This is a genomic window from Enterococcus sp. AZ167 (genome assembly GCF_051714025.1).
Taxonomy (GTDB): domain Bacteria; phylum Bacillota; class Bacilli; order Lactobacillales; family Enterococcaceae; genus Enterococcus_D; species Enterococcus_D casseliflavus.
Map to the genome: position 1 here is coordinate 1489757 of NZ_JBIORB010000001.1, position 24898 is coordinate 1514654.

Sequence of the window (24898 nt, forward strand, 5' to 3'; positions counted from 1 at the left end):
TCTAACAAAGGACAAACCCTTTGCCTATTCAATGAAACATTTATTTCACTCGTAGAGCGAAGCTAGCAGTCGAAAAGCCTGATTGTGCTTCGGTGACTGTATAACCCGTGCTTGGCGCATGGATATAGCTTGTATTACTGGTAGCGATCGCTACGTGGTAGGTATTCCCTTTTTGACCCCAGAACAGCAAGTCGCCAGCTTGTGCTTGCGAGACAGGAATGATCGTCCCTGCGCTTTCTTGTGGGACTGTCCAATCACCGATGTTTTTGCCCGTCACTTTTAAGAAGACATAACGTGTAAACCCGGAACAGTCGAAGACATCTGGTCCTTTGCCTCCCCATTGATAAGGAGTGCCAATATGTTTTCTAGCTTCTGCAACGATCGCTGCTCCGTTCACGCTCATAGGAACATTGGTATTGCCTGCGTTGTTATTGTTGCCAGAAGTCGTTGCACTGACTTCCTTCACATACGCTGCAGATACCCAGCCACCCGTTGATAACTTATACCAAGTGGCATTGCCATTGACTGACGTACCTTGTTTTTGAGCGACTGCTTTGAAGGTAGCATTGGTGCCCAAACTGCTGACTACACTTGCAGAAGTCGATGCATTTGAGCGGACATTCATACCAGTGGTTGTTTGGAACGTTTTATTGATGGCTTGCTCACTCGCATTGTTTGAGCCGTTTGATGAACCAGTGTTGCTTGAACCTGTGTTTGAATTATTGTTATTACTTGTATTTCCAGAACTAGACGTGACGTCACGCACATATGCCGCTGTGATCCAGCCACCAGTCGATACTTTGTACCAAACATTGGTGCCGCCAACGGATGTGCCATTTTTCTGGGCAACGACCTTCACCGTCGTGCTGTTGCTTAGGCTGCCAACGACACTACCACTTGTTGAGGCACTCGAACGGACATTCAATGCCGCTGTTGTTTTCACGTTCTTGCTGATAGCCGTTTCTGCAGAAACACTTGTGTTGCCGCCAGAAGAACTATTTCCTGTCGAACTGCTGGAAACATCTTTGACATAGGCTGCCGTGATCCAACCGCCTGTGGACAATTTGTACCAAGTGGTCGTGCCATTCACCGACGTTCCACTCTTTTGTGCAACAACTTTCACCGTCGCATTGCTGCTTAGTCCACGTACGACACTAGAACTAGTCGTTGCATTTGAACGGACGTTCAATGCAGTGGTCGTTTTCACTGATTTCGAAATTGCTTTTTCCGATGAAGAAGACGACGACGAATTGGACGAGCCTGTATTGGCAGAAGAAGAGCCTGAAGTGCTTTTCACATAAGCCCCTGAGATCCAGCCGCCTGTTGATAGCTTATACCATGTTGTATTGCCATTCACTGAGGTACCCTTCTTTTGAGCCACCGCAGTGATTGTTGTATTTGCTCCTACACCACTTACGATAGAGGCACTTGTTAAAGCATTTGAACGAACATTCAGTGAAGCTGTTGTTTTAAATTGTCGATTGATCGCCGTTTCAGCTGACGATCTGGCAAGAGTAGCAGTTGTGTTGGTTGATGACGAAGCGTTTGTCGTTTCGGTCGCATGAGCAAGAGACGTAAAGACACCTGAAGTCGATGCTAACGCTGCTGTGATACCCAATCCTTTTTGTACGAAAAGGGACCGTTTTTGTTTCACTAAACGCTTACGTTTGATTTTCCGAGATTCCAATAAAACACCCCCTGTACCCCATTTTAACAAAAATTAATATTTTTTGATATTGTTTTCGTTTTGTATTTTTTTAATTTACGTTTAATAAAACGTGTCATTTATTTTCCTGCGTTATTCTTTTTGATCACTTTCTCTTTGGTGTTGCTCAATGGCACTCTATTTACAAAGATTTCTATAAACGACAGAAAAATGCTATTTCATTCAACGTTATTTTAATTCGCGAATAAAAACAGGATTTTTTTTGCAAACAAACCCACTTTTTGAAAAACAAGACTGTTATTTGAATAACATTTCTTTCCTGATCCCCTTTTTCAAAAATCGATACTAAAACCACCCATTTATCATTCCTTTTTTACACGAGGGATTCTGTGAAAAAATTGTTTCAAAAAGAACGCTGCTTTCACCTTTGTGATCGACGCTTAGATGAAATCCTGTTACATCGCTTCCAACCGCATGCGAATTTTTTAATAGAGAAGTCCCTCATCTCTGCCAAAAGAAATATTTTCACAATGTGTTTTACGAGAAAGATTATAACACCAAGGAGAAAACCAAGGATTTGCATAAATTTGTGAAATCATGCTATACTTAAAAAAAGGAAGAGGTGACCGAGTATGAAAACAAAGACGAAAGAAAAAGTGTATGCTGAACGACAACATAACTATAAAACGAAAAAAGAAGAGATTTTCAAAAAAGCCCTAGATTCCGTACCGACCACAGACAAGAAAAAAGAAGAACAGAAAAAGAAAGCGTAGACTCCTGCGTTTTCTTTTTCTGTTGATTTATAAAAAAGACGAGACTTCACCGATTTTGGCGAATCTCGTCTTTTTCACAATTTTTTTTGTAAACACATGATGCTCCCTATAACTGCCATAAATCCTACTAGCTCCACCACTGTGAAGTGATCATGAAAAACAATGATCGATAAGAAAGCAGCCAGCAGTGGCTCAACTGCTGTTAAAACTGTTGCAAGTGTTGAGGATAAATAGCGTAAACTTGTTAAAAAAATCAAATACGCTAGTGCTGTTCCAAATAAAATGACCACCAGCAAATAAAGAATCACTTGAACGTTCAGTTGACTACCTATCTGCCACATTGGATGAACCACATTCCCCAAGCCTCCACCAATCAACATCCCCCAACCGACAACTGGTAAACTCCCATATTTTTGCAAGAGTTTACGCGGCTGTATAGAATAAAAAGCTAGTGATATCGCTGATGCTAACCCCCAGCCTAGCGCAGATTGGGAAGTCGCTAATTGCTCAATCTGTCCTTTTGATGCCACAGCCGTCACGCCAAGTAAGGTTACCAATAACCAGAAACATGTCTTTAAAGAGGGGAACTGCCTTTTGGCTATCGCAGCATAGAGTAAAACAAAGAAAGGTCCAGTATATTGAATAATCGTTGCAAACGAAGCATTGCTTTGCTCAATCGTTTTAAAGTAGGTAAATTGAACGAGAAACATGCCTAAGAAAGAAAACAAGAGCAGCTGAATGAAGTCCTTTTTCTCCCGAAATGGGGAAATCAATCGGGCGCGATCCTTTAACCCAATACTTAGCAACAAACACCCTGAAAGAACCAATCGTGTTGAAACGAGCCAATTTGCTGAAATACCATATTTTGTAAATAAAATTTGTCCAGCGATGCCAGAAACTGCCCACAAAGCTGCTGCTGAACAAGCATAAACAATCCCAACTGTTTTTTTCATAAAAACTCCTTTTGTCTTTCGCTTAACTTTGTTAGTATTATACCGAATCAGATAGTGAATTTTTGTCAATATCCTGATTGTTTTTAACACTATTAAGTAAAAAGGTGGTGCGGTATGTACTTTGAACGCACAGAAGAAAACGAAGAAACGACCAAACATACAACTACAAATCGCTCCTTTGCAATTTATCAACGTTGCTTGCAACAAAAGCGTGGCGACCAATTGCCTCTACATTGGCATGACGAGCTACAAATCGTATGGGTCGAAGAAGGTAGCTTCATGTATACGATTGACGACGAGCAAATTTTGCTAAATAAGAATGAGGCGATCATTATTAATAGCCGTGTACTCCATGGTGCTGTTTTAGCTTCAGAAAACGTCCGATATTGCTGCTTTGATTTTTCTTCAGGCTTTATTGCTGACCCTGTTTTTAAAGAAGCGATCGAACAATTAGTCCACGATCGCACCCGCAGCTATCGGCGCTTAACCTTAACCGCCCAACATCAAGCATTTGTTCAAACCGTGCGTCTGCCTCTGCTTATTGAACAACGATTTACTCTCTATGAATTGTTTTTAGCTGCCCTTTCACAGCTAATGGCTGCAAGGCCTGCTTCACCCAAGAAAGAAACTATCTACTTAATGCTGGCATTTGTCCATGAGCATTATCAAGAACCATTAACGGTTCCTGCGATCGCTAAAGCTGCTGCCATCAATACACGTACTTGTACCGCCCTTTTTCGGCAATACACGACATTGACCCCAATCAACTATCTGATTGATTATCGATTGTCTCAAGCCAAAAACCTATTGATCGAAACGGATGAGCCTGTCTCAACCATCTGCTACCACGTTGGCTTCAATCACTTGAGCTACTTCAGCAAAAGATTTCAGCGTAAATTTGGTTTAACGCCGCTACAGTATCGCAAGACCTATCGCGAAGATGATAGAAATTAGCTGATCGGTACCAACAGAGTCTCTCATCTAGATAAATTTTGCTATATTCTATAAGCGTTTCAGTACTTTTTTCACTTTTACACTCATTGGTCCATAAGAATCTCCTTGAAATCCTTTTCTAAAAACCACACACCCAATATTTAGTAGGCGAAAACACGTTCCTACAATATATTGTGTATAAACCTGTTGAAACTGTGCATAACTAAAAAGCCTGCGATTTTTTTCGCAGACTTTTTTATTTATTGACAAGCTATTATTAATCTAGAGATAAATAATAGCTCACATTATCTGGTAGCGGTTTAAATCCATTCTTTTTGTAAAAATCCGCTGCTGGCATACTTTCTTCGGTATCTAACAGGATCGTTGGAATCTCTTTCTTGAGCAGATCCTCTTTGATCCTTTCTAAAAAAGTGGAACCCAAGCCTTTTCCTTGGTGCGTGCCAGTAATTAAAAAAGTATCGATCACATACTCTTTTCCTTGATACCAGGGCTTGATAAAGCCTAATGAAAGACCAATCAATTCATTCGATGCTCGGTCTGTTAGTCGATAACCAATAAAAGTATTCATTGCCATCATTGATGATACATAGTCGGTGATTTGCGGCACTGTCAATTGGTCATTCCATGGTTCTGCTGAAAATACGGAAATATAGTGGTCCACGACTTCTGCTAAATCCGCCGTGGTTAATTCACGCATGCTTACATTCTTTTCCATCCTATCTCCTGCTTCCATTTCTATTTCGGTAAGGGCCTATACTCGAGGAATCCACTAGTTTTTGTGCGTGTATCAATTATCGATTCGTTTGGCATAGCCATTGCCATAACTCGTATAACGACGCTTTTGGTTGACGGCCATTTTTTTATGAATCTCTGCTTCAAGATCGATGGAAAGGATTTCCGCTAACCCAAGAAGATAAATCGCCACATCCGCCAATTCTTCTCCTACCTCTTGTTGCTTCCGATACGCGTCAAAGGCTTCCCCTACTTCACCATATAAAGCCAAAAACTCTTTTTCAATATTTGTGACATTGAATTGGTGATCGATTTTGTTTTGATAAATCGCTTTTTGCATTTCTGAAATTTTCATAGTCGCTCCTTTTGGGATAGTATACCATTTAATTAAAGTTCAAAATAGAAGCTTAGTAAAAAAATCACCTCAAAAAATAGTGACCCCCAAAACGTTAGAATTTTGTTCTAACTTTTGTAGGTCACTCTAGTATAGAATTCATCCTGTTTTGTTTATTCTGCCCGCTCCAATTCAGCAGATTTGATTGCAACCCGTTGAGCGATTTTTAGAAATGGAAAATAGATTGCTACACAGACGACGATGATGATCACTTGAACCAAAACAACTTTAAAATCCCCTTTTGATGCCAACAATGCACTAAGAATTGGTGGTGTCGTCCAAGGAACCATCACAGAAAGCGGCTCAATGAATCCTACTGCGGTAGCAAAGTAGCCAATCAACGTCGCAACAATTGGACTTGCAACGAAGGGAATGATCATGGGTAAATTGAAGACGATCGGTAAACCAAAGATGATTGGCTCGTTGATATTAAAAATACCCGGAGCTAGGGATAGATTGACGACATCCCGAAAAGGTTGGTAATTGCGGACGAATAAGAGCACTGCAATGATCAAGCTGATCGTAAATCCAGTCCCGCCTAGTTGTGCGAAAACCGTCACGAATGCTGAATTTAAGATATTGGGTGGCGTAGCGCCTTCTTGCACGGCTTGCATGTTTTCATTCATATTGACTAACAGCAATGGATCTAACAAGGTGCCATTGATGACGGTTTGGTGAATGCCTAAAGTAAACAGAAAATTGCCCGTTGAATAGATGATCAAGAACCCAAAAATCGATGTGTTCAATAAACGCAGTGGTTCTTGGATCACTGTTGAAATGATTTGAATCAGGTCGGTATCAAAGGCTGCTAGCACGGTCGCAACTACGGCAAAGAAGGAAATCACCAAAATAGCAGGGATCAACGTGCTGAAGGATTTGCTGACGGCAGGAGGAACTTGATCCCCTAAATTGATTTTTAGGTGCTTGTTTTCTGACAGTCGAATAAATAATTCCGTGGCAACTAACCCACAAATGATTCCAGAAAACATCCCTTTGGTCCCGACATCGTCAAATAGCATCACACCACTGATGGTCACTTCTGCTTGAGCGCCTTCTGGCATCACGGCATGAGCCATCGCCAACATGACCACTAAGCAAGTCGTTGCCACAAAGGTTGCATTGATGGCGCTCGGATTGTTTTTATTGCGGCAAAGAAAATAAGCGATCATCGGGGCGATCAGCAGACCGGCGATATTCAATGTTCCATTGGTGATGGAATTGCCAAACACTTGCATTCGCGCCAAGGCAGCCCCTTCTAAAAACCATGGAAAGAAGACATTATTAAACAACACAGCGATCCCTGCGATAATAAAGGCAGGCATTAAGGTCGCAAACGCATCACGAAGACTTTTGAGATGAACCTGATTGCCGAGACGGACCGAAAACTCTGTAAATTTATCTAAAAACGTGCGCTTTTCTGCTGCCATTTTTGTTCCTCCTATTCTGTATATGGGTTTGTATAGATCGTACTACCATTGGTTTTGATCACTTCTTTGAACCATTCATACGATTTTTTCGGTACACGTTTCATATCTCGCAACTCATGGTTGCCACGATTGACATACACGAGTCCGTATCGTTTCTCCATATCACCTTGCGAGCTCAAAATGTCGATCAGCCCCCAACCAAGATACCCAAGACAGACCACTCCATCTTCCACCATCGCTTCAAACATCGCTCGAATATGCTCTTGATGATAGGCAATACGGTAATCATCTTGAATCGGTTCTTTGCCATCCCAATGCTCTCTGACACCAATCCCGTTTTCAATCGGAAACACTGGCAACCGGTACCGCTGATAGACTTTATTTAAGACATCACGGAAGCCGAGCGGATCAATTTGCCAATTCCATTCCGTCGTTTTAATATACGGATTGTCTTGTTTTCCAAAAGTCATGTACCGATTCGGCGGCGTTCCTTCAGGAATTTTTTCAGCATTCAAGGTAGAAGAAGCATAATAGCTAAAGGCAATGTAATCATTTTTCTGCGCTGCGATCGCTTCTAATTCCCCAGGTAAAATATTCATATTGAGTTGATGATTTTTCACGTATCGGTCTTGTGCTGCCGAATACTTGCCGTGCGCATAGCAATCTAATAAAGTAAAGTTCGCAAATTCATCAAACTCTCTTGCTGCTTTGATGTCTTGTGGACGACAAGTCGCTGGATACGCCTCAGAATACGCCAGCATGCCGCCGATCTTCGCATTTGTTGTTTCATGAAGATAATTACAGATTTCTGCATGGCAAACCATGACATTGTGGAAAATCTGATACAATTCTTCTGTCGTTTCTTCCCCTTCTAAATAACCGCTGATCTTAAAACCATGGTCTTGGTGGAAAAGATTTTGTTCGTTAAAGGTTAACCAATAATGGACTTTATCCGCAAAACGATCCACCATTTCTTTTCCAAAACGAATGAATGCGTCCTTCACTTCTTTGCTGATGAACCCGTTATAGGTTTTCGCCAGATGCAGAGGCATATCAAAATGGTACAAACAAATCATAGGCTCGATCCCTCTAGCTAACAGATCATCAATAAAACGATCGTAATAGGCGATCCCTTCTTCATTAAAGGCACCATCTCCATCGTGAACGACCCTTGACCAAGAAATTTGGAAACGATACATGTTCATCCCCAAATCTTGCATATAATCAAAATCTTCTGTATACGCATGATAGTTATCATTTGCTACATGCCAATCGCTAGCCTGTTCCGAAGCTTCCCGTATATCATAAACGGATAAGCTTTTACCGCCTTCATTCCAACCACCTTCTGTCTGCATACTGCTGACACTGTTTCCCCAGTAAAATTTTTTCATATTGATTCCTCCATCATTTGTATTCGCTTACAAAACCTATTATAATTAGGTGAAACAGGCATGTAAATTTTTCAAAAACATATGTAAAGCTTTTTCTATACATGTGAATTTCAGCGGATTCTTTAGTGATAGACCTTGTTTTTATCCCCTTCAAACAAAACTCAAGTCCATGAATTTCTTTACATAAGGAGTGATGACTATGACAAAATACAAAGAGATCGTTGATCAGTTGCGGACGGATATTTATGAAGGAGTTTTTCCAGCTTTATCAAAACTACCGGAACAAACGGCGTTAGCCAAACGATTTCAAACCTCGCGAATGACAATCCAAAAAGCGCTAAATCAACTGAAGCAAGAAGGCCTGATTTCCACCAAAAGAGGTCATGGCACCTATGTCAATTCAGCGACCTACCAAGGACAGATCAATTAGTATATCGGTCTAGTCAACCGATATGGCGGGCGGCATAAAGTGCAAAGTAAAATCATTAGTTTCAATGTACGTTTTCCAGAAGCCAACGAAATGGATTACTTGTCCTTGCGAGAAAACGAACCTGTTTATGATATCGTACGACTGCGCTATGTTGATAACGAACCCTTTGAATTGGAGTACACGATCATGCCCATCAAAACCATTCCCGATATTGATATGGCGATCCTTGAACACTCGATCTATCGATATATCACTGATTCCTTACATCTCAAAATAGGTCCCGCCATACGTAAAATCCGTGCCGACAAAGCAGATTCCTATGATATCAAACATTTAGAAGTCGATCCGAATGATCCGATCTTAGAATTAGAACAAGTTGCTCGTCTCTCCGACGGACGACCCTTCGAATTTTCGCAAACTCGTTATCCATACCAAAATCGTGAGATTTACTATCTTTCTGAACCTTAATGGCAAAAAAACAAGTCTGAAGAAAACTCAGACTTGTTTTTTATTATCCAGGGAAGGTGTATTCGTTAAGATTCTTCGGTTTTTTTCGCCGTTCGCTCTGGACTGACCCAAACGCCGCTGCCGTATCCAAGGATGGTTTTGACGGCTGGAATAAAGGTAGTGACGATCGTTATGGCATTGATCATCCAGTAAAACAGCATGTAAAAAGGGGCAAAACGGAAATACTTCAGCTTGCTGCGGTTATCATCCGCCAGGAGGCTGGTAAATAGCTGCATCACCCCCGCAATCATCTCGAGACAAACGAAGAGAAAGGCCATCGTAAACATATGATAGATCCGTTCGTAATTCCCAGTTGCACCATAATAGATCAGATAGAAGACAAACAAGGCAGATGAAAGCCAGAAAAAGAATGACCATATGATACTTAATGTTTGATCGACAAACATAGCGGTTCGACCAATGTTTTCAAAAGGATGCAAAAAGACCTTTTTAAAGTTGGTCAGCCATACTTCTGTACCGCCCTTCGCCCAGCGTTTCCGTTGTCGGTAGAGCATCTTGAGTGTTTCTGGCACCTCCATGAAAAACATCACTCGTGAAGCAAATAAAGACAGCCAACCTCGGAATTGGTGGTCCCAGGCAATACTGATGTCTTCTGTGGCTCGATTTTGTCGAAACAGACCCACGTCCATCAATGCCGCGCGGCGATACATCGTATTGGCACCGCTATAGGCATAGATGACGCCGAAAACGGCTTGCTGGGTCCGTTTGATAATCCCTACGATACTTGAAAATTCAACGGTTTGTGATTTCCCTACGATCGTTGTGCGATTTTGAACATCCATATTCGCCGTAATGGCAGAGATATTGATGGAGTCTTGGCGAATGAAATAATTGACATATTTCCATAACGCATCAGGTTCAGGAACCGTATCTGCATCGTTGCTCAAGATCAATTCCCCTTTGGCAAACCCTACCCCAATATTAAAGGCATGGGCTTTTCCTTGGTTTTTTTCGATGCGCAACACTCTTAGATTTGGGTACTGTTCCATCAATCGGTCTAGTATCACAGGAGTTTGATCCGTTGAGCCATCATCAGTCACCAACACCTCATAATTGCTGTAGTTCAGATTGTTCATTAAATAATGAATCGTGTCTTCAATAACGATTTCTTCATTGTGAGCTGGTACCATAATCGTGATCATCGGCTCGATCTCTTCGGGGATCGGTATCCACTCTAATTGTCGATAACGGAACAAAAAACGATTGCAGATCACCCCGATGAACCAAGCAAAGCCACCTAAAATTGGATACGTGAAGAGAATCATCAAAACGACTGTTAAAAATGTATCCAACCATGGGAACCCAGTATCAAAATTGACAACCATCAGCCCACCCCATTTCTACGGAAAAGTTCTTGAATCTCCGTTTCTCCGATGTTTTGCTCCGGTGCAACTGCGTAGTATTTTGCCCCGTGGCGTTCTTCTTTCGTCCCGAAGCGTTCTTCGTAAAATGCTTCTAGCAACTCTTTGCGTTTTTCCAAGTCAGCTTCATCATGCATCGATTGCTTTTGAAGCAATCGTTTGAAGCGGCGGTTGTTCCTCAAAGTTAATAAAGTAAACGTAAGAACTAAAATCAAAAAAGAAATGCCTAAAAATAACGCTAGAAATTCGAAAGTGACTGCTTCTTCTAAATAGGTCCGAAAGGCGATCCGATCCGCCAGATTCGGCAGCGTCAACGGAATGGCCAGCCAGACAAAGGGAACCAAGACCATCAGCCAAGCAAGAATCGTCAAAATCGTTTGGCGGGTCTTTAAAGCGGAACGACCTTTTTGAAAATACGCATCGGTGACCAACCGTTCTTTGACTTCTTCCCGTGTCACTCGTTGTTTCATTTTACTCACTCCTTAAATTTTTTTTATTTGCTGTGAAGAAAAAGAAGCAACAAAAGCAAGTCGTCTGGACCTGCTTTGTTCTTCTTCTGTTTGTCTCACTTAGATTTCTTGCCAACTTTCAACGCATTGAACAGCGTGTGAAATTGGCCTTTAAAGGACATCACTTGCTCAAACACATCTTCCCCATCATTCAGCATCTTGACCGTCACCCAGCCTAATGCTTCGGTAATACCACTAGCCACACTGGCATTGATTGCAGCTCCAGCAACGGTGCCGACTGCTGGGACAAATTTCAAGATATTGCCAACGGCACTACGACCAAAACTCACAACGACTAGCTCTTTCGAAATGCTTTTCGCTAACCCTTCACGCCATGTTCGCCCAAAAATACGATACAAACGGGCCATCATCGTCATTTGAACTGGCACAAGTAACACTGCATCTGAAAAGGGAATCGGTGAACAGCCGATGATCGCCGCCGTCAAAGAAGCCGCATGGATCGTGCGGTGGGCTTTTTTTCGCGTTTCATCATCTACGCCAACCAAAAACTCCTCAAATACCTGATCAAATTGATCCTTGCTTTTCGCTAACACTTTTTCCGCCTGGGCTTTTGATCCGTCATAGCCTTTCATCACCAGGGCAGCCGATTTTTTCGGCATTCGCTTCATGACATCCGCAAAAAAAGAAGTAAACTCCGCTTCTTCTTGCAACTCTTCTCCCATTTGACTTTGCTCGACTTGAACGGACTGTTCCGTTAATAATTCATTTTCGTTTTGTTTCTTTTTGCGTTTTATCCATGGTTTTTTCAAAGAAATGTCTCCTTCTTTCGACTCGTTGTTCATTTAAAAATCAAAGTGAGCCATGATTTTGTTCCTAATTCTATTTTAGCTCAGGTTTTTCAAGATAGCGAAAATGTAGCTTGAGAGAGCTTACACTTGCTAAAAAATGCAAATTTGCATCTTTGGATTATTTATTTATATTATCGTTTTTTTATGCTATGATACACAAAAGGAGTGGATCGAATGAAAAAGAAATTGAATTGGAAAGTCCTTTTTTATCTAGGCTTATTGACTTACTTTCTTTTAAGCGGGATCTTCGCATTCTTTGGCGTCGAAATACCGTTTCTTTATAAACGTTGATCTTCACGCTTTCTCAGAACCATATCATTCAACGCTTTGCTCTATGTTGAGAGAATCCATCATTCTATCGTCCATTCAATCTAATCAGAAAAGGTGATTTTCTTGTCCATTTTATTTGATCTATTGCAGCTGCTTGCCGTTATCTGTATCGCGTATTTATTGTTCACAAAAAACCATTTCCTCCAACAATTAACTGCTGTTCAGAAAATGGTCTTTGTCGTCTTATGTATTTCGGTGATACTGCCGGCTCTCTACGAATTTATTACTGGTTTTGCGCAGGGATTTTGGGAACGGTTGTGATTGACGTTCCTTACAAAACTCGCTGCCTTTACAAGACAAATAGATAGCTTATATCTACCAATCCTTTCTCCTTTTATTCAAGCAATGAACCAATTCTTTGGTGCTTAGAATACTAAGAAGAAAGGTTTTTTGTCTTTTTCTGTGTTGAAGTATTTTTAGATCGCACAAAAAAAGAACCCCTCAAAAGAGGAGTTCTCAAGGCTTGCTTACATCATGCCGCCCATACCCATTGACGGGTCCATTGCAGGAGCTGCTGGCGCTGCTGGTTCTGGTTTGTCGGCAACGACTGCTTCAGTTGTTAACAATAATGCGGCAACAGAAGCTGCGTTTTGTAATGCAGAACGCGTCACTTTTGTTGGGTCAACGATCCCAGCTTCTAGCATGTTTACCCATTCGCCAGTTGCTGCATTGAAACCAACGCCTAAGTCAGCGTTTTTCAATTTGTCGATGATCACTGAACCTTCGTAGCCTGCATTTTCAGCAATTTGACGAACTGGTTCTTCTAAGGCACGTAAAACGATTTTGACACCTGTTGCTGCATCGCCATCTGTTTCGATTTCTGCAACTTTGTTGATGACATTCACTAAGGCAGTTCCCCCACCTGAGACCATGCCTTCTTCAACAGCGGCACGTGTTGCATTCAATGCATCTTCAATACGTAATTTCAATTCTTTCAATTCAGTTTCAGTTGGTGCCCCAACTTTGATCACAGCAACCCCACCAGCAAGTTTTGCTAAGCGTTCTTGTAGTTTTTCACGGTCAAAGTCAGAAGTTGTATCAGCGATTTGGTTTTTGATCAATTGAACGCGTGCGTCAATTGCTTCTTTTTCACCAGCACCTTCAACGATTGTTGTGTTGTCTTTATCCACAACCACTTTGCTTGCTTGACCTAAGTTATCGATGGTTGCATCTTTCAGCTCAAGACCTAAGTCTTCAGTGATCACTGTACCACCAGTTAAGATCGCAATGTCTTCTAGCATTGCTTTACGACGGTCACCAAATCCTGGTGCTTTCACTGCAACAACATTGAATGTTCCACGGATTTTGTTCAATACAAGTGTTGGTAATGCTTCGCCATCAACGTCATCAGCGATGATCAATAATGGTTTTGATTGTTGTAAGATTTGTTCTAACAATGGCAAGATATCTTGGATGTTAGAGATTTTTTTGTCAGTGATCAAGATGTATGGATTTTCTAACGCTGCTTCCATTTTATCGTTGTCAGTTACCATGTATTGTGATAAGTAACCACGATCAAATTGCATTCCTTCCACAACATCTAATTCTGTTTCGATCCCTTTTGATTCTTCAATAGTGATAACACCGTCATTGCCGACTTTTTCCATTGCATCAGCGATGTATTGACCAACTTTTTCACTACCAGAAGAAACAGCACCAACTTGTGCGATTGCTTCTTTTGAATCAACGATTGATGAAATGTTGTGTAGCTCTTCTACAGCCACTTTTGTTGCCATTTCGATCCCACGACGAATACCTAATGGGTTCGCACCAGCGGTGACATTTTTCAATCCTTCACGAACGATTGCTTGTGTCAATAACGTAGCAGTCGTTGTTCCGTCACCAGCGATATCGTTTGTTTTTGAAGCGACTTCAGAAACAAGTTTTGCGCCCATGTTTTCAAAATGATCTTCTAATTCGATTTCTTTAGCGATCGTTACACCGTCATTTGTGATCAATGGTGAACCGTAAGATTTTTCTAAAACCACGTTACGACCTTTAGGGCCTAAGGTTACTTTTACTGTATCTGCTAATTTATCTACCCCACGAAGCATTGCTGCGCGTGCGTCTTCTGCAAATTTGATTTCTTTTGCCATGATTTCATCACCTCAAGTATTTTTTATTTTTCTTATTCTACTACTGCAATGATATCTTTTGCAGCAACGATCAAATATTCTGTTCCTTCATATTTCACTTCTGTGCCAGCGTATTTTTCGAACATTACTTGTTCGCCAACGTTGACAGCAACAGGAGCTTTTTCACCGTTTTCGAGCGTGCGTCCTTCGCCGACTGCAATAACGGTACCCGTTTGTGGTTTTTCTTTTGCTGCTGATGCAAGCACGATTCCGCCTACAGTTTTTTCTTCTTCTTTTGCGACTTCGATAATCACACGATCACCTAATGGTCTTAACACGATAAATCCCTCCAATGAATGTTATAGAATTTAGCATTAGCACTCTCTTGTATCGAGTGCTAACTTACAGTTTCAATATTACTCATTTTCCCAAATTTTTGCAAGCCTTTTGCTAAATTTTTTTTGCATTTCTAATTGATTGATAAATATAGTAGGATTTTTTGTTTCTAGAAGCAACCTAGTCTATAATGAAGCAAAGGAGTGTGAGGAAACAACTATGTCTTTATCAAAATATTCTTTGTCCACGATTCTTACTTACGGCATCGTCTTTTTTCTACCGATCGCCTTCGTCCCTAGCGGACATCAAGTAGCAGCAACAACGATCGGTTACTTAGCTGGTGCAGCGATCATGTTTTTCTTGTATTTCAAACAAACAGAACCGCTATCGTTTGAACACAAAAAAACCAAAGTCTCAGCGATTCTTATTTACGGGCTAACCGGCATTGTCGCAGCGATTTTGTTACAAAATCTAGCCATCTTTATCGAATCCTTTTTCGGAGAAGTCAGCGCTTCGCAAAATACCGAAAACATCATTGCCATCGTGGTGCAAAACCCACTCTTTGCTCTCGCAGCAATGGTCGGTGGGCCAATTATGGAGGAATTTGTCTTCCGCAGAGCCTTAGTTGGCATCATTGGGAAATACAGCAATGTTTGGGTTGGTGTAGTGGTCAGCGCCGTAGCCTTTGCCTTTGCCCACAATGACAATCATCTCTTAGTCTATATTTTCTTAGGACTGTTCTTTTCTGGGCTTTATGCTTTGACCGGCAGTATTTGGACTTCCATGATCACCCATGTGGGAATGAACACTTTAGTTATTATTATTCAGTTATTGCTTCATTACGGCTATATCCAAATGCCCTAAAGAAAAAACGCTACGCAGAAATTTTGCGTAACGTTTTTTTCTTTAGACCTTCGTGCCATTGGACGCAATCACTTGCTGATACCATGCAAATGAATCTTTCTTCTGACGAGCAAGGGTTCCATTTCCTTCATTGTCTTTGTCCACATAGATCACACCATAGCGTTTCTTCATTTCCCCTGTCCCCGCAGAAACCAAGTCAATGATGCCCCACGGTGTATAACCTAATAAGTCGACGCCATCATAAGCTACTGCTTCTTTCATCATTTCGATATGGGCTTTTAGGTAGTCAATACGGTAGTCATCGTGGATCTGTCCATCCTCTTCCACCGTATCCACCGCACCAAAGCCATTTTCTACAATGAAAATCGGTAATTCGTAGCGTTCGTTAAACCAGTTCATGGCATAGCGCAAGCCTACGGGATCAATCTGCCAGCCCCATTCAGAAGCATCGACATAAGGATTGTCCACCAGATCTTGGCTCTCATCATAGTCATAGGTTGGATCATTCTCCTTGCCTTTGATCGCAAAAGACATATAGTAGCTAAAACCAATGTAGTCAACACAACCTTTTGCCAAAGCTGCTTCATCTTCAGGGGTGATATCTAAATCAAATTGTTTTCTTTCAAAATAGCTGCGCATATAACTCGGATAGTGCCCACGGGCATGAACATCTGAAAACCAATAGCGCCGTTGCATGGCCACCGCGGCTGCCATCATGTCTTTGGGATCGCAAGAATACGGATAGATTGGGCACATCGCGATCATCGATCCGATTTGAAACGCAGGATTGATCGCATGTCCTAGCGCCACCGCTTTTGCACTGGCAACGAGCTCGTAATGAGCTGCTTGGTACATGACTTTTTCTCGGTCTTCTCCTTCCGTAAAGAACAGACCAGAATTGGTAAATGGCGCAAAATCTTCTTTATAGTTTGCTTGATTATTGATTTCATTGAAGGTCATCCAATACTTCACTTTCTTTTGATAGCGCGTAAAACAAACTTCTGCAAAGCGGACAAACAAATCGATCAACTTACGGTTACGCCAACCTCCGTATTCGGTCACTAAATGATAAGGCATTTCAAAGTGAGACAGGGTAATGACTGGCTCAATGCCATAGCGTAAACACTCATCGAATAATTGATCATAAAAGGCCAGGCCTTCCTCATTCGGCTCGCGCTCATCCCCCTTTGGAAAAATACGGGTCCAGGCAATCGATGTTCGGAAGCACTTCAACCCTAATTCGGCAAAAAGCTTGATGTCTTCAGGATACCGATGATAAAAATCGATCGCTTCATGATTGGGATAGCTTTCGCCCGGTTGGATCCCTTCCGTGATTCGGCGAGGAATTCCGTTGCCTCCGACAGTCATGACATCAGCGACACTCACGCCTTTTCCACCCGCACGATAGCCGCCTTCCAATTGGTGAGCAGCGACTGCGCCACCCCATAAAAAATCGCTTCTTAGTTTATTCATTTCTATTCAACCTGCTTCCTTGGTATTAAACGATCTCTGTTTCTTGTTTATAGTTCAAACTATCGACCTTACGAATGAAAGGATAGTAAATAAAGAAGCCGATTGCTAAAACAACAAATTGTAAAATAGCGGTCCGAATGCCACCTACTAGAAAACCTGAAATGATCGGCGGAGTCGTCCAGGGAACTTGCACAGCAGTAAATAGCGGTACGATACTGGTATAAAGTGCAAAATACGTGATCACGCCTGAAACCATCGGTGTCAAAATAAATGGTAATACCATGATTGGGTTCATGACGATCGGTGTCGCAAAAATAATTGGTTCATTGATATTAAAGAATGCCGGGATCAAGGAAAGACGTCCTAATTGTTTGAACTGCGCCGAACGGGCAAAAGCCACCATGTATAGCACGATCCCAATCGTCATTCCTGCGCCAGTTACCGTCATAAATTGATCCAAAAACTGCTGGGTCACGATGTGTCCGCCATTTTCTAATGTCAATGCTTTACCAGATTCAAGAATAGCCGTATTGGCTAGTGAATTGGCTTGTAAAATTGGTCCCATGATCCCGCCCACGATCGTCGAACCGTGAACCCCAAAGAACCACAAGAATGGCACTAAGAAGCCTAACATCATTGCACCACCAAGGGAATCCGTCACCCCTTGCATCGGACTTTGAATCACGGTGTAGATCCATTCGACCACGGTTGTTTGAAAAACTTTATCAAAGAAAATATAAATGCCTAATGCGATGGTCGTCAAAACAGCGGCTGGAATCAATGCTGTAAATGAGTTTGCGACATTGGTGGGTACTTGCTCTGGCAGTTTGATTCGGATGTCGCGTTTCAAGAACCACGTATAGCCCCAACCCACAAAAAGTCCCACTAAGATGGCACTGATCATTCCTTGTCCACCGGTCCACGTCTTATCAATGACATTTGCGATGGTCACATTTGCTTCAGCATCCGTCACACTTGACTCCATAGTTAATAAGAAAATAACTAAACCAATCATTCCTGCAGGGAGTCCTTCGTAACCTTCTGCTTTTACATATGAATAGGCGATGCCCATTACGGCGAAAAAGGCCATAATTGCAAAAGAGGCGCCATAGGCTTGGTTGAAGTATTCACCTAAGCCGCTATTCGTTACCCAATCCGCAATCGACTGGACGGGAAAGTTTGCTAATAGCAGGAAAATCGATCCTACGATTGAAAAGGGCATCGTATAGAGCATACCGTTTCTTAATGCAGTGATTGCTTTCGTATTGACAAATTTTAATATTGGGGGTAATAATTTCTCATTGATCCATTCGTTCATCTCACATCACTCCTAAAATAAAATTCCATCCACTGGCCAGTGAATTCGCTTACAAATAAATCTTAATGGATAATATTCCCCTTGCCTATAGCTTTTCTAAGTTATGAAACATGTTCCAACAAAAAAAACAGCCGAAGCTGTTTTTTTACGATCACTTAGATTTGCTTGTAGACTTGATGGGCTAAAAGTTCGATCAGTGTAATCACCGGGACTTGCGTCGTCAGATTCAAATCGACTTCTTTTCCCCCACTGACGACGGGCATATAGTAGGAAATATTGTAATCTGCCATTTGGGCGATCGTCGATTTTTCATCATTGGTGATGCTGAGTACTTTTGCCCCATACCGTTTGAAGTCCTCCGTTTGCTTGATCATTTGAATGGTTTCTCCCGAAACTGATAAAATGATCGCTAACGTATTTTCCATCCCACGAGGCGGTACTGGCAAAAAGGGATCGACGATGCTATAGGCATTGATGCCTAAATTAGCAAAATAGCGGCTGCCATAGGTGCCCAGAATGCCACTTGTGCCGATACCTGAAAACGCCACATGGCGTGCGGAAAGAATCAGTTCTACCGCTGGCTGGATAAACTTACGGTAATCTTCATTATTGACTTTTTTTAAGAATGTATTGACTTGGATCGTTGCATCATAGAAAAGATCAAACGCTCGTGCATCTTGTTCCTTTTTTTGACAGATCGCATACTTTAACTCTGAATACCCGCGATAGCCTAATTTCGTGATACATCGTAAAATCGTCGAGGTCGAGACATGGCATGCAGCTGACAATTCGCGGATCGTCAGTTGATCGATCTCTTCAAAATGCTGGACAATGTACTTATAAACAGCCATTTCAAGCTCGTTCAGACGCTTGATTTTTTCTTCATCAAACATACCTGCTGCCTCCACCCGACAATTTTATCCTTTGTTGATCGATTAGATTGCAAATAACTCCGTCGCTTTGTCAGGATCGGTATCATAGACTTCAAATGTTTCTCCAACACCTAGATCATGTTCTTTCATGGTGTTGACCATCGTTAAGTGCGCCAACTCTTTCAGGTTGTTTTCTTTACTTAAATGACCAAGATAGACCCGTTTGGTATTGTCGGTCAAGATATCCGTCATGACCAGAGCGCCATCTTCATTCGATAAGTGACCACGGTCTCCAAGAATTCGCTGTTTGAGGCTCCATGGGTAAGGGCCCATTCGCAGCATTTCTAGGTCATGGTTGCTTTCCACAAGGTACGCATCGGCGCCTTTGATAATGCCTCGTACATGATCGCTGCAATAACCGGTATCCGTCAACATCACGAATGATTTGCCGTCTTTATGGAAACGATAAAATTGCGGCGCTGCAGCATCGTGAGAGACGCCAAAGCTCTCAATGTCCAAGTCACCCAAGGTCAGCACTTTTCCCATTTCAAAGATATGTTTTTGTTCGACAGCGACGTTACCGATCATTGGATCCATCGCTTGCCATGTTTTTGTATTCGCATAGACATCAAGTTTGTATTTTCGCGCCAGTACTCCGACACCGTGGATATGATCTCGATGTTCGTGGGTCACAAGAATGGCGTCCAAATCTTCTGGTTTACGCCCTACTTCATCCAATAATGAAGTGATCTTCTTGCCGCTCAAACCGGCATCCACTAAGATCCGCTTTTTATTGCTTTCGATATAGAGCGAATTTCCTGAGCTTCCGCTGGCTAGAATACTTACTTGAAAGGCATTTTCCTTCATCATGGTTTACGTGACTTCCTCTCTGGTTGTTTCAACGAGTTCCATTATACCCGCTTTTTTATGGATTTTCTACCTTTTGAACGGCATTATTCGTGATGATCCGATTGCTAAAGGCATTGACCGTTTCGATTTGGATGGTGTCATCGCCATCTAATTGGAACGCAATAAACCATGCAGGAATATACACATTTTTTTCCCTAACCTTCAAAATCATCGTATAGGCTAATTCCGTCCAGAGAATTTTCGAGTGACTCGGCAGCTTGTTGTTTAGATAAAGCGTATTTACTGCTTCTTTTTCTGAATAAACCGTCATCTTTTCCCTTAGAGGCGTAATATTGGAGATATGTGTTTGCGTGTAACGGGCAATCTGCAATAGATCATCCGTTTGTTCTAAGGTGATATCGATTCGACTTGAGCTGTCATTGAAAGGAATGCCTTCATAGGATTGAACCGCCACCACGGTCGGATGATTGGCGTTCAAGACAGAGAGGTTTTCCAAATAGTCATATTCATCCCCAAACAGGACTTGATCTTTTCGTTGCAAAAAACCATTGACGGTTTCTTCCGTTTGGGAATCATCACTGATGTAAAAGCCATTGGTTGAGACATGGATCAACTGCTGCCCTTTGACCGTCGACCCTCTTTTGAACTGCGTATTGAGTTGCGGATTTCGTAACTCCACATCAAAATCCGTCTGTTCACCGCTCAAATAATAGCCACTCAAGACCTCATCTGATAATTCGCCAGAATACCGAATGTCCTCAGACTCGAGGCGTTGTTCGATAGGAATCGTTTGGTTTGATTGTGAAACTATCTGATGCTCGCTGCGAGCCTCACTGTAAACATTGAATAAAAAGACGTTCAGACCAAGAAAAGCGAGGAAAAAAATCCATTCGATTCGTTTAAAATCCAATTAATTCTCCTCCGTTTCTGCTAATTTTGTCATTAATGCATCATAACTGATCCAAGACGAGTCATAATTGACATACCAAGCAGGCGTCAAATCAACGAGTGGTGCATCTTTGATCTCCCCCCATTGATAGCCAACGATGATCTGTTGCAATAATTCCGGATCAGCCCCTGCCGCAATCAGCTCATTTTTGACTGACAAACTAGAGGGCAATTCAATCTCGGTTTCAGAAGGAATCGGCACTTGAATCGCGTTCAAACTGGCAGAAATCGTCATTTCCCGACTGCCGGTCTGACCACTTTCTGAAAAAGCCACACTGATCACCCCTTGACCACCAGTACTAAAGACTGGATAGCCTTCAACGAAGACCCGATAATCCAAGTGCTTGTCTTGTTGATCAAAATAGCGAATCGTCCCAAAATTGTTGCCTAAACGAATAATATAATCCGCACTCAACATCGCCAGGTCCGTTTCATCGGAACCGTCTGTGGTAGTTTCAAACTTGACTTGCTGCTGATCTTGCAAGACCGTCATGTTTTGCCCACCTTCATAATAGTAGGTATCGACACTTTCATCATTGATCTTGACGTTTTTAGGATTGCTGAAAAAGGCTTCTCGAAACAAGCTCTGAGATTGGGTCGAAGAATAGTAGCTGTATTTTTTCAGCTTAATCGAATCCTGCGTATAATATTGCTTGCTGGATCGTTCTTCATCTGCCACCATTGTCGTCCATTCCCGAGGGTTGTCTGCTAGTAAGTGTTTTACTTGGCTTTTGTCCCAGTCGATTTTGCCTCGCACCACTCGTTGATGGGTAAAATCAACAAATTGGATCGTGTTTTCTTCAAAGTCAAACTGGATGCGGGAAAACGGAAAATCCTCTGTTTCACTTTCGTCCTCTAAGGACAGCTCTTTTTCAAAGGTTTTCTCATAATCTTTCAAGTAAAACGTCGTATAGTAGTTTAAGGACACCCCTTGATTGACTTCTTGGGCTTTTGAAAAAGCTTGTTCCTCGCCATAGGTCCGCAGCGTCAAATCACTGATCGTTGCCTCATTGATCACCTCTTGGATCTCTCGAATCACCGCTTCAGAGTTGGTTTCTTTGATCGCGTCCTCGTCATTCCAAGTCAAATACAGGGGCAAAAACAAATCGCTTTTTTGTTTGTAGGTTTGAACCGAAGGATTGACGCCGGTATCTGTTTCCGTGCTGGCATTGTTGAACCCAGTCGGATTCAGCCAAATCATATAGGAGAAATAAAAACTCAAGGCGATCATCACGATCAAGCCTACACGAATGATTTTTTCTGAGATTCTCATACCCACCAATCCTCCTCATACGGTTCATACGGCAACATGATGTAAAATGTTGACCCGCGATTTTCTCGACTTTCCGCCCAAATCGCACCGCCATGAGCTTTGATGACTTCTCGTGAGATCGCCAATCCTAAGCCAGTACCTCCTTGCTGACGGGCACGAGCTTTGTCGACTCGGTAAAAACGATCAAAGATCTTCGTGAGATCTTTTTTCGGAATCCCTAGTCCTTGGTCATTGATGCTAAGTACGATGTTGTTATGGGTCTCCATCAATTTCACCGTAATGATCCCGCCATCTGGCGAATATTTGATGGCATTATTCATGATGTTATCGATCACTTGGATCATTTTATCGGTGTCGACTTCCACCCACAATTCTCGTTTAGTGAACTCCCGACGAATCAAGTATTTTTTGCTTTCATTCGTCACCATCATGTCAAAACGATCCAACACGAAATTGACCATCTCATTGAAGTTGATGTATTCCAGCTGCAGTTGCGAATTGCCGCTATCCATCCGCGACAGACTCAACAAGTCATTGATCATCCGAATCATTCGATCCGTTTCATCCAACGTCACTTTCAAAAAGTTCGGCGCAATTTCCGGGTCTTTCCAAGCACCCTCACTCAACGCTTCGATGTAGCTGCGCATACTCGTTAATGGTGTCCGTAACTCATGAGAAACGTTGGAAACGAACTCTCGCCGTTCCTGTTCATTTTTTTCTTGCTCTGTAACATCGTGCATCACCGCAACTAACCCAGAAATAAAGCCAGACTCCCGACGAATCATGGAGAAATCGATACGCAAAATCATATTTGTTCCCGTCAAATCATTGCTAGGACGCTCCAACAGCATGTCTTCAGGATTTTCCAAAAGCTTTCGTAACGTGTATTCTTCATCGATTTCCAATAACGTCAAAATCGACTGCCCGATCGCTTCTTCGTTGCTGACATTTAACAAGGACATCGCCATCTCATTGATGGTAATGACTTTGCCTCGTCGGTCGGTGGCAACAACGCCGTCTGTCATGTGAGACAAGACGCTGTCCAAGCGGTTTCGCTCAGATTCCATCGCCTCTTGAGTCTCTTCGATTCGTTCTCCTAGTTGATTAAAGGTCTCCGCCAGTTGCCCCAATTCATCTTTTCCATGAATCGCGACCTTGCGGCTATAATCTCCTTTGGCGATGCGAATCGCTTGTTCGCGCATCTCTCCGATCGGTTGGGTGATGGAACGAGAGACCAATAGTGCCACAATGATCGAAATCACTGCCGCAATCAGCGAGGCTGTCACAAAAATGACCGCAGTCGTACTGACTTCATTGTATTTTGACTCAAGATTGCTCCGTAAATAAAGGGTTCCTAAAACGGTATCCCCTGTCGGAGATTGGATCGACTGCACGATATTGAACACCCGCTGGCCGCTGGATTCATCATAGAGGACTTCACTGCGGTTCGTATCGTAATCACGGTAATCATTTTTTTCTCCCACCGAGCCACGATCATTGATATTGGTGGTTGCACGAATGATCCCTTGCTCATCCACCACCCGCATCTCCAAAATTTCCGATGAGTTGGTACTCGTTAAGATTCGATTCAAGGAAGCATTCATGGAATCCCAATCTAAACCGTCATCATTATCCATTCGACTCAATTCAGAGCCTAATGTTACCACTAACGTGCTGGCACGTGCCTCCATGTCGCGTTTGAAGGCATCGACCGTTGTTCTTTCCAATTCGCGAATAAAATACGCCCCGATAATCTGGATCGCAATCAATAAGATCAAGATAAAAGTCAGGGCGATTTTGAAGTTCACCGATTGAAAAAAGCGAACTTTATTTTTCATAGCTTATTCCTGTTCTGGGTTCCGCAAGTAATAGCCCACTCCGCGACGAGTAACCAAATAATTTGGATGGCTCGGGCTGTCTTCGATTTTTTCACGTAAACGACGCACCGTCACGTCAACGGTCCGGACATCACCAAAGTAGTCATAGCCCCAAACCGTTTGCAATAAATGCTCCCGGGTCATCACTTGACCAAGATGTTTTGCCAAGTAGTGCATCAATTCAAACTCCCGGTGCGTCAATTCGATGGCTGCACCATTTTTAGTGACCATGTACGCATCAGGATGAATGGTTAAATCACCAATCGTTAATTCGCTGTTGGCGTTATCGTCTGCTTCCTTCGCAGCTGCCGAGCCGCGACGCAGATTGGCTTTGACGCGGGCCACCAATTCCCGGTTTGAAAATGGTTTGGTTACATAATCGTCCGCACCAAGCTCGAGGCCTAGTACTTTATCGATTTCAGAATCTTTGGCTGTGACCATGATGATCGGCATGTCATGGGTTTTGCGCACTTCCCGTGCAACTTCCAACCCATCCATTTTTGGTAGCATCAAATCAAGCAAAATCAGATCAGGATCGACCTCGGCTACTTTTTCTAATGCCTCTTCTCCATCATAGGCGGTATATACTTCATATCCTTCTTTGGTTAAATTAAATTTGACGATATCAGAAATTGGTTTCTCATCGTCCACGACTAGGATCTTTTTCAAAAATGTCACCTCAATTTTTTTTGGTTTCTTACTTATTATACATTATTTAAACGGGCTTTTCATCTT

23 protein-coding genes and 1 pseudogene are annotated in these 24898 nt (G+C 42.3%); 5 read left to right on the forward strand and 19 right to left on the reverse strand.

The window, feature by feature from the left end:
* Positions 1 to 40: 40 nt before the first annotated feature.
* The gene (locus tag IGJ05_RS06950; RefSeq protein ID WP_271292445.1) at positions 41 to 1687 is read right to left on the reverse strand and encodes an SH3 domain-containing protein; all 1647 of its coding nucleotides are present in this window, start codon (positions 1685 to 1687) and stop codon (positions 41 to 43) included.
* A 611-nt stretch (positions 1688 to 2298) separates the two neighbouring features.
* Between IGJ05_RS06950 and IGJ05_RS06955 the strand changes: the two genes are divergently transcribed.
* Positions 2299 to 2439, forward strand: coding sequence for a hypothetical protein (locus IGJ05_RS06955; protein ID WP_005237363.1), 141 nt, complete (start codon positions 2299 to 2301; stop codon positions 2437 to 2439).
* A 74-nt stretch (positions 2440 to 2513) separates the two neighbouring features.
* Here the strand turns inward: IGJ05_RS06955 and IGJ05_RS06960 are convergent, their stop codons facing one another.
* Positions 2514 to 3392, reverse strand: coding sequence for a DMT family transporter (locus IGJ05_RS06960; RefSeq protein WP_081117214.1), 879 nt, complete (start codon positions 3390 to 3392; stop codon positions 2514 to 2516).
* A gap of 114 nt (positions 3393 to 3506) precedes the next feature.
* On the opposite strand from IGJ05_RS06960, the gene IGJ05_RS06965 reads away from it, so the two are divergent.
* Positions 3507 to 4346, forward strand: coding sequence for an AraC family transcriptional regulator (locus tag IGJ05_RS06965; protein WP_081117215.1), 840 nt, complete (start codon positions 3507 to 3509; stop codon positions 4344 to 4346).
* A 256-nt stretch (positions 4347 to 4602) separates the two neighbouring features.
* On the opposite strand, the gene IGJ05_RS06970 is transcribed toward IGJ05_RS06965, so the two are convergent.
* The 4 genes from IGJ05_RS06970 to IGJ05_RS06985 form a co-directional block, all read right to left on the reverse strand.
* Entirely contained in the window at positions 4603 to 5061 is a 459-nt protein-coding gene (locus tag IGJ05_RS06970) for a GNAT family N-acetyltransferase (protein WP_081117216.1), read from the reverse strand.
* A gap of 72 nt (positions 5062 to 5133) precedes the next feature.
* Positions 5134 to 5433 (reverse strand): MazG-like family protein, encoded by a 300-nt coding sequence (locus IGJ05_RS06975; protein ID WP_081117217.1) that lies wholly within the window; start codon positions 5431 to 5433, stop codon positions 5134 to 5136.
* 152 nt (positions 5434 to 5585) lie between these two features.
* Positions 5586 to 6899, reverse strand: coding sequence for a PTS sugar transporter subunit IIC (locus IGJ05_RS06980; RefSeq protein WP_016620624.1), 1314 nt, complete (start codon positions 6897 to 6899; stop codon positions 5586 to 5588).
* Between the two features lie 11 nt (positions 6900 to 6910).
* Positions 6911 to 8290, reverse strand: coding sequence for a glycoside hydrolase family 1 protein (locus tag IGJ05_RS06985; protein WP_074932468.1), 1380 nt, complete (start codon positions 8288 to 8290; stop codon positions 6911 to 6913).
* 199 nt (positions 8291 to 8489) lie between these two features.
* On the opposite strand from IGJ05_RS06985, the pseudogene IGJ05_RS06990 reads away from it, so the two are divergent.
* A pseudogene (locus tag IGJ05_RS06990) lies at positions 8490 to 9188 on the forward strand (GntR family transcriptional regulator).
* Positions 9189 to 9253: 65 nt separating this feature from the next.
* Here the strand turns inward: IGJ05_RS06990 and IGJ05_RS06995 are convergent.
* The 3 genes from IGJ05_RS06995 to IGJ05_RS07005 all read right to left on the reverse strand — a co-directional run bounded on the left by IGJ05_RS06995 (position 9254) and on the right by IGJ05_RS07005 (position 11921).
* Positions 9254 to 10573 (reverse strand): glycosyltransferase family 2 protein, encoded by a 1320-nt coding sequence (locus tag IGJ05_RS06995; RefSeq protein WP_231435115.1) that lies wholly within the window; start codon positions 10571 to 10573, stop codon positions 9254 to 9256.
* Complete coding sequence (locus tag IGJ05_RS07000) at positions 10573 to 11079, reverse strand: hypothetical protein (protein ID WP_231473121.1); 507 nt, start codon at positions 11077 to 11079, stop codon at positions 10573 to 10575. Before IGJ05_RS07000 ends, IGJ05_RS06995 begins: the two co-directional genes overlap by 1 nt.
* Before the next feature lie 95 nt (positions 11080 to 11174).
* The gene (locus IGJ05_RS07005) at positions 11175 to 11921 is read right to left on the reverse strand and encodes a YcjF family protein (protein ID WP_034695380.1); all 747 of its coding nucleotides are present in this window, start codon (positions 11919 to 11921) and stop codon (positions 11175 to 11177) included.
* A 390-nt stretch (positions 11922 to 12311) separates the two neighbouring features.
* Between IGJ05_RS07005 and IGJ05_RS07010 the strand changes: the two genes are divergently transcribed.
* Entirely contained in the window at positions 12312 to 12518 is a 207-nt protein-coding gene (locus IGJ05_RS07010; protein ID WP_231435116.1) for a hypothetical protein, read from the forward strand.
* Positions 12519 to 12724: 206 nt separating this feature from the next.
* Here the strand turns inward: IGJ05_RS07010 and groL are convergent, their stop codons facing one another.
* Both groL and groES read right to left on the reverse strand, forming a co-directional pair.
* Complete coding sequence (gene groL / locus IGJ05_RS07015) at positions 12725 to 14353, reverse strand: chaperonin GroEL (RefSeq protein ID WP_005237384.1); 1629 nt, start codon at positions 14351 to 14353, stop codon at positions 12725 to 12727.
* Between the two features lie 32 nt (positions 14354 to 14385).
* Positions 14386 to 14670, reverse strand: a complete 285-nt coding sequence (gene groES, locus IGJ05_RS07020; RefSeq protein WP_005225291.1) for a co-chaperone GroES — start codon at positions 14668 to 14670, stop codon at positions 14386 to 14388.
* A 217-nt stretch (positions 14671 to 14887) separates the two neighbouring features.
* Between groES and IGJ05_RS07025 the strand changes: the two genes are divergently transcribed.
* On the forward strand, positions 14888 to 15532 hold the full coding sequence (locus IGJ05_RS07025; protein WP_005225290.1) for a CPBP family intramembrane glutamic endopeptidase: 645 nt from the start codon (positions 14888 to 14890) through the stop codon (positions 15530 to 15532).
* Positions 15533 to 15574: 42 nt separating this feature from the next.
* On the opposite strand, the gene IGJ05_RS07030 is transcribed toward IGJ05_RS07025, so the two are convergent.
* The 8 genes from IGJ05_RS07030 to yycF all read right to left on the reverse strand — a co-directional run bounded on the left by IGJ05_RS07030 (position 15575) and on the right by yycF (position 24832).
* Positions 15575 to 17005, reverse strand: a complete 1431-nt coding sequence (locus tag IGJ05_RS07030; RefSeq protein ID WP_438725119.1) for a 6-phospho-beta-glucosidase — start codon at positions 17003 to 17005, stop codon at positions 15575 to 15577.
* A gap of 25 nt (positions 17006 to 17030) precedes the next feature.
* Entirely contained in the window at positions 17031 to 18323 is a 1293-nt protein-coding gene (locus tag IGJ05_RS07035) for a PTS sugar transporter subunit IIC (RefSeq protein ID WP_010747611.1), read from the reverse strand.
* Positions 18324 to 18478: 155 nt separating this feature from the next.
* Positions 18479 to 19216, reverse strand: a complete 738-nt coding sequence (locus tag IGJ05_RS07040) for a MurR/RpiR family transcriptional regulator (protein ID WP_010747610.1) — start codon at positions 19214 to 19216, stop codon at positions 18479 to 18481.
* A 42-nt stretch (positions 19217 to 19258) separates the two neighbouring features.
* Positions 19259 to 20065, reverse strand: a complete 807-nt coding sequence (locus IGJ05_RS07045) for an MBL fold metallo-hydrolase (protein ID WP_005231151.1) — start codon at positions 20063 to 20065, stop codon at positions 19259 to 19261.
* 55 nt (positions 20066 to 20120) lie between these two features.
* Positions 20121 to 20975, reverse strand: coding sequence for a two-component system regulatory protein YycI (locus IGJ05_RS07050; RefSeq protein WP_438725121.1), 855 nt, complete (start codon positions 20973 to 20975; stop codon positions 20121 to 20123).
* Entirely contained in the window at positions 20976 to 22286 is a 1311-nt protein-coding gene (locus IGJ05_RS07055) for a YycH family regulatory protein (RefSeq protein WP_225001446.1), read from the reverse strand.
* Positions 22283 to 24124, reverse strand: a complete 1842-nt coding sequence (gene walK, locus IGJ05_RS07060; RefSeq protein WP_005225283.1) for a cell wall metabolism sensor histidine kinase WalK — start codon at positions 24122 to 24124, stop codon at positions 22283 to 22285. The genes IGJ05_RS07055 and walK overlap by 4 nt, the downstream gene beginning before the upstream one ends.
* Before the next feature lie 3 nt (positions 24125 to 24127).
* Positions 24128 to 24832, reverse strand: a complete 705-nt coding sequence (yycF, locus tag IGJ05_RS07065; protein WP_010747607.1) for a response regulator YycF — start codon at positions 24830 to 24832, stop codon at positions 24128 to 24130.
* Between the last annotated feature and the right edge of the window lie 66 nt (positions 24833 to 24898).